Genomic DNA, 3,927 nt, shown 5'->3' on the forward strand with positions numbered 1-3,927 from the left:
ATTGCCATTTGTTTTCTAGCTCGCGGTTGCCCGCGCCGTCGGGTTTGGTAAATTTCACCAGCGGCAGCGCTTGGCTTACCGATGTAGGCAATATTTTAAACCCGGCTTTTATCAGTTCGATCGTGGTTTGCGCGGCTTCAATAATCCGCTTGCAGTAAATCGGCGAGCGTCCGAGGGCCAGCTTGCAGTATTCGGCGAAGTCCTTAAATTGCCGTTTGTACAAGCGGTTGCGGCGTATGACGGCAAGCATGACACCCTGTCTTACAAAATCCAGAAATGACAGTTTAATCTCGCGGGTTAAATCGGCTAAATCGTTATAAGGGACGGCTGCAAGGGTTTCTTCCTCAAAGTCCAAGAGCGGTTGAAATTCACTAAAATCTGCGGTTATTTCCATAGTTTGTCAATCGTGATAGATGGATGATTCGTCATAATGATCGGGGTCTTTGATGACGGCGGGCATATTCTCCCAAGCGTCCATAAAATTAGTTGCGTGCCCCGTTCTGTCGTCCGCTCTCCAAACAAACTCTCCTTTATCATTTCTGTGAATTGATGCAAAGAAGTGTCCGTCGTTGAAAGTGAGCGACCCCCACATTTCAAAAACTACATAAGAATCACCAACCAATTCACCCGTTAGCTTGATGGTGTTGTCAGGTTCGTACCCGTTGTACAGGTAGCGATACCAATGGGCTTTTTCCATAACAGCGAAGGAGGGAGGAAGCGATCGCCCTGTGACGGGGCAATCGCAGGAGTAAGCAAATGATGGAGATATGGAAAAACTATTTAGATAATTTCATCACCTCCTGGGGGCGATCGCCCTTGCCGACTGCTACCAGCAGCAGCCATGCAGTAAGTAATGCAGTAAAGTTCTTCGGGGTTTGTGTGTCGGTTTGCGATTAAACACTTTTTGCTGTAGCCGATCACCCGTGAGGTAGTGTGCTCAAGTCGTGTCCGAGTTGTGTCCGAGTTGTGTCCAAGTTTTGCGTTAAAGCACTTTTCGCTGATGTCAGAACCGATCGCCCTTGGTGGAAAATTGGGCGGCTTGGGCCCCGGCAAGCGCGCGCCAATCCCTGTGTCGGGCGGTTCGTCGGTGTCGCTGTGTCGGTTTGAGCGATCGCACCAAGCGTCAAAAGTCGGGATAGAAAAAGTGCTGGAACTTTCAATCGCCGACAGTGACAGTTCCATCATGGATGAAGCTTTTAAGGGCAGATTTTCGGCTTCTGGCTCGTACCATTCGTGCGGACACGGTGCCCACTCGCACATCGAATCCATAGACGCAGCAAGCGATTCGGGATTTTCGGCATCCCAGCGAGCCATCGCCTCGTTAAACGCATCGATGTCTGCAAAATCATCAAAGTCTGGCGGCTCGCCGTCTGTTTTCGGTTCGAGCAAGTTGAGTTGCCCGGTGGCTTCTGCTTTGTAGAGAACTTCGCCGAAGTAGGGCGGGTAGGTCGCGAGAAACTTAGGGGAGAAAGTCACCGGGGAAGCACAAAAGCCGATCGCACTTTGACTGACTTTTGACTGACTTTCCAGCCGCCCCTTGCCCTCGCCTCGGTTGGGCGGTTGCTCGTCGTTGAGGACTGCCGCTAGTTCAGGTGAGTGATGGAATAAAGCTCGCCCTCTATCTCTTTGAGCATTTCTTTCCACTTCCAATACTCGATCGCCGTCTTGACTTCTTTGTCTCTCAGCTTTAGCGCTCCTGCTATCTCCATCCAATTGGGCGGTCTCAAGGCGTGAATGATGTAAATCATCACTCGCAATTCCGAATCTTCCAACATCGCTGATAGTCTCGGTAATTTCTGTTTGGGCGATCGGCTTCTGAGCACGGGGATAAACGATGCAGCCGAACTTCGACTCGATCGGCGGCTCCTGGGCTTGAACTGTAAAGTCCTGTAAGTCAATGCCGTCTTTCGTTTCAGGCTTGTAGATCGGCGGTTCCTCAGCTTCAAGTACGATCGGACCGGGGTAGTGCTTGATCCGACAGTAATGGCAGTGCAAGCAACGAATTACCGGCTTGTCTAAATAATCTCTATCGGTGTACAAGCCGTGGGTAGCGCCACAACTCGGACACTCGACCGCTGCTGGGGAAGATTCGATCGGCTCCTGGACTTGAACTTCGATCGCCTCCTGAACCGGTTCGACTTCGACACCGGGGGAAGTTTCCAGCAGTTGCAGCAGCGGGGGTACAACGCCGGCGATGGCATCGATCCAGTTGCGGCGCAGTCGTCTGTCGCCCTCCGGGAGCACGTTCATCTGCTGACCGATTTCCTTCAATTCCTTTAAATTCTTCTGTTGCAGGTTTTCCAGGGTGTACATAGGGTAGGGGAAAGGGCGGAATTGCACTCCCGCCCAATTCGTTTAGGTTTATGCAGGGCAATCTCAAGCAGCCTTATGCAGTATTGCGTAAGACTCTGAAAATATGATATAGTCTTACGCATTACAATCTCAATATCTTGCGCAAGACTTGTTATTTTGAGGGAAGACTTTATGACTGAAGACTATGGGCAAAAAAGCGAAGCAACTGGAATACGGAGAGAAGAAAAGTCGCAGGAGTTACGGATTGACGCCTACGGGGGCGAAGATGCTGGACGAATTAGCGAAGGATCTCGGAATCAGCGCATCACATCTAATCGAAAAAGTAGCAAGGAGGGAACTGGCGTTAAAAACACCATTGGGGGAATTCTCGACCAACTGTTAGAGGATGCAGAAAAACAGTTGGCTAAAAGTAGAGAGTGCATCGTGTGGTACAGGGAAGAGGCAAAGGAGTATGAGCAAAAGATTCAAAACCTGCGCAAGCTCATAGAGTTACAAGACCAAGAACAGCAACAAGCAGAGTCATCCAACGATAACCGCGGGGAAAACCTCGCAGAATAGCAGTCATAGAAACCAGCACTCCTTAGGGGGCGCTGGTTTTGCGTTACTAATGACTAATAACTAATGACTAAAGGGCGATCGCACTTATGAATCAATCAGAACTTGTCGAACTAGCTGCCATCAAAGCAGAGATGCCAAAAAAAGAAGTAGACAAAGTGTATCGTGCGCTCAGGGATTGCATTATTCAGGCAGTCGCCGAGCGCGAGAAGGTGACGCTAGTTGATTTCGGCTCGTTTGAGGCCCGCGACCGGAAAGCTCGGGAAGGTCGCAACCCCAAAACCGGGGACAAGATGCAGATTCCGGCAACTAAAGTTCCTGCATTTTCCGCAGGCAAGCAGTTCAAGGAAGCTGTGAGCGGACAGTAAGACAGTAAGACAATGCCGATCGTCGTGAAGGGCGATCGGCTGTAGACAATTTGTAGACACACAGTAGACACAATGAAAAAACCCCCCGACTTGAAGAAATATACCGAGGAAGTGAACGCAATGCAGGACTTGCAACCTGCTACCGTGGAACTTCCGCCGCTGGCAGCCATCGCCATCATCAGCCACATACAGTTAGCGTGTCGGCATCCCGGTCTTGTCGAGGATGGAGTTACCAAGATTGCGATCGACACGGCGCGGCAACTGCAAAACCTGTTTAGCGAAACTTCAGAAACTTACAAAGTGCTGGAACTCGGCTGGAATCCCGAAGCCGACATTATGGTGCCGGAGGGAACCGAGGAAGAACCCTGGCAGCAGTGCGAGGAAGTCTGCGAGAGATTTCTGCAAAACCGCGGCTGCCGCTGCACTGGCTACAAGAGGGCGGAAGTTGTGGCGGGCGATGAAGATATCGACCCCAAAACTTTGGCGGCCGGCGCTGCGATGATGTACCAGCTCCAGCGGAATCTGGAGAGCGAAGGTTTTGAACTCGATATGTAGGAATTTGTCGATCGTCGTGAAGGGCGATCGGCTGTTAGACAAACACTAGACATCTCCGAAAACAATCAAAGCCTCTGTGTAGTTAAGCTCCTTGACGTAAATGTAATCATCCTAAATTAGCTAGTGTGCACGATAA

The 3,927-nt window shown here is 50.5% G+C and carries 5 protein-coding genes and 1 pseudogene; 3 read left to right on the forward strand and 3 right to left on the reverse strand.

Going from position 1 to position 3,927, the window contains the following annotated elements:
• The 3 genes and pseudogenes from E5S67_RS31270 to E5S67_RS32905 all read right to left on the reverse strand — a co-directional run.
• Positions 1-394: pseudogene (locus E5S67_RS31270) on the reverse strand (hypothetical protein); the annotation flags it as partial.
• A gap of 6 nt (positions 395-400) precedes the next feature.
• Positions 401-697, reverse strand: a complete 297-nt coding sequence (locus E5S67_RS31275; protein ID WP_172193272.1) for a hypothetical protein — start codon at positions 695-697, stop codon at positions 401-403.
• An 83-nt stretch (positions 698-780) separates the two neighbouring features.
• Positions 781-2,313, reverse strand: a complete 1,533-nt coding sequence (locus tag E5S67_RS32905; protein WP_216670836.1) for a hypothetical protein — start codon at positions 2,311-2,313, stop codon at positions 781-783.
• A gap of 171 nt (positions 2,314-2,484) precedes the next feature.
• Here E5S67_RS32905 and E5S67_RS31285 point away from each other — a divergent pair, with 171 nt between their 5' ends.
• From E5S67_RS31285 to E5S67_RS31295, 3 genes are all read left to right on the forward strand, one after another.
• Entirely contained in the window at positions 2,485-2,871 is a 387-nt protein-coding gene (locus E5S67_RS31285) for a hypothetical protein (protein ID WP_172193274.1), read from the forward strand.
• An 86-nt stretch (positions 2,872-2,957) separates the two neighbouring features.
• Positions 2,958-3,236, forward strand: coding sequence for an HU family DNA-binding protein (locus E5S67_RS31290; RefSeq protein ID WP_172193276.1), 279 nt, complete (start codon positions 2,958-2,960; stop codon positions 3,234-3,236).
• A gap of 72 nt (positions 3,237-3,308) precedes the next feature.
• On the forward strand, positions 3,309-3,791 hold the full coding sequence (locus E5S67_RS31295; RefSeq protein WP_172193278.1) for a hypothetical protein: 483 nt from the start codon (positions 3,309-3,311) through the stop codon (positions 3,789-3,791).
• The last annotated feature ends 136 nt before the right edge of the window (positions 3,792-3,927 follow it).

Origin of the sequence: Microcoleus asticus IPMA8, from assembly GCF_013179805.1 — a bacterium.
Lineage (GTDB): Bacteria > Cyanobacteriota > Cyanobacteriia > Cyanobacteriales > Microcoleaceae > Microcoleus > Microcoleus asticus.

What these genes read in the sequence shown, in the direction of transcription:
- E5S67_RS31275 (WP_172193272.1), bottom strand. Translation starts at nt 697, where the DNA reads ATGGAAAAAGCCCATTGGTATCGCTACCTGTACAACGGGTACGAACCT.
- E5S67_RS31290 (WP_172193276.1), top strand. Translation starts at nt 2,958, where the DNA reads ATGAATCAATCAGAACTTGTCGAACTAGCTGCCATCAAAGCAGAGATG.
- E5S67_RS31285 (WP_172193274.1), top strand. Translation starts at nt 2,485, where the DNA reads ATGACTGAAGACTATGGGCAAAAAAGCGAAGCAACTGGAATACGGAGA.
- E5S67_RS32905 (WP_216670836.1), bottom strand. Translation starts at nt 2,313, where the DNA reads ATGTACACCCTGGAAAACCTGCAACAGAAGAATTTAAAGGAATTGAAG.
- E5S67_RS31295 (WP_172193278.1), top strand. Translation starts at nt 3,309, where the DNA reads ATGAAAAAACCCCCCGACTTGAAGAAATATACCGAGGAAGTGAACGCA.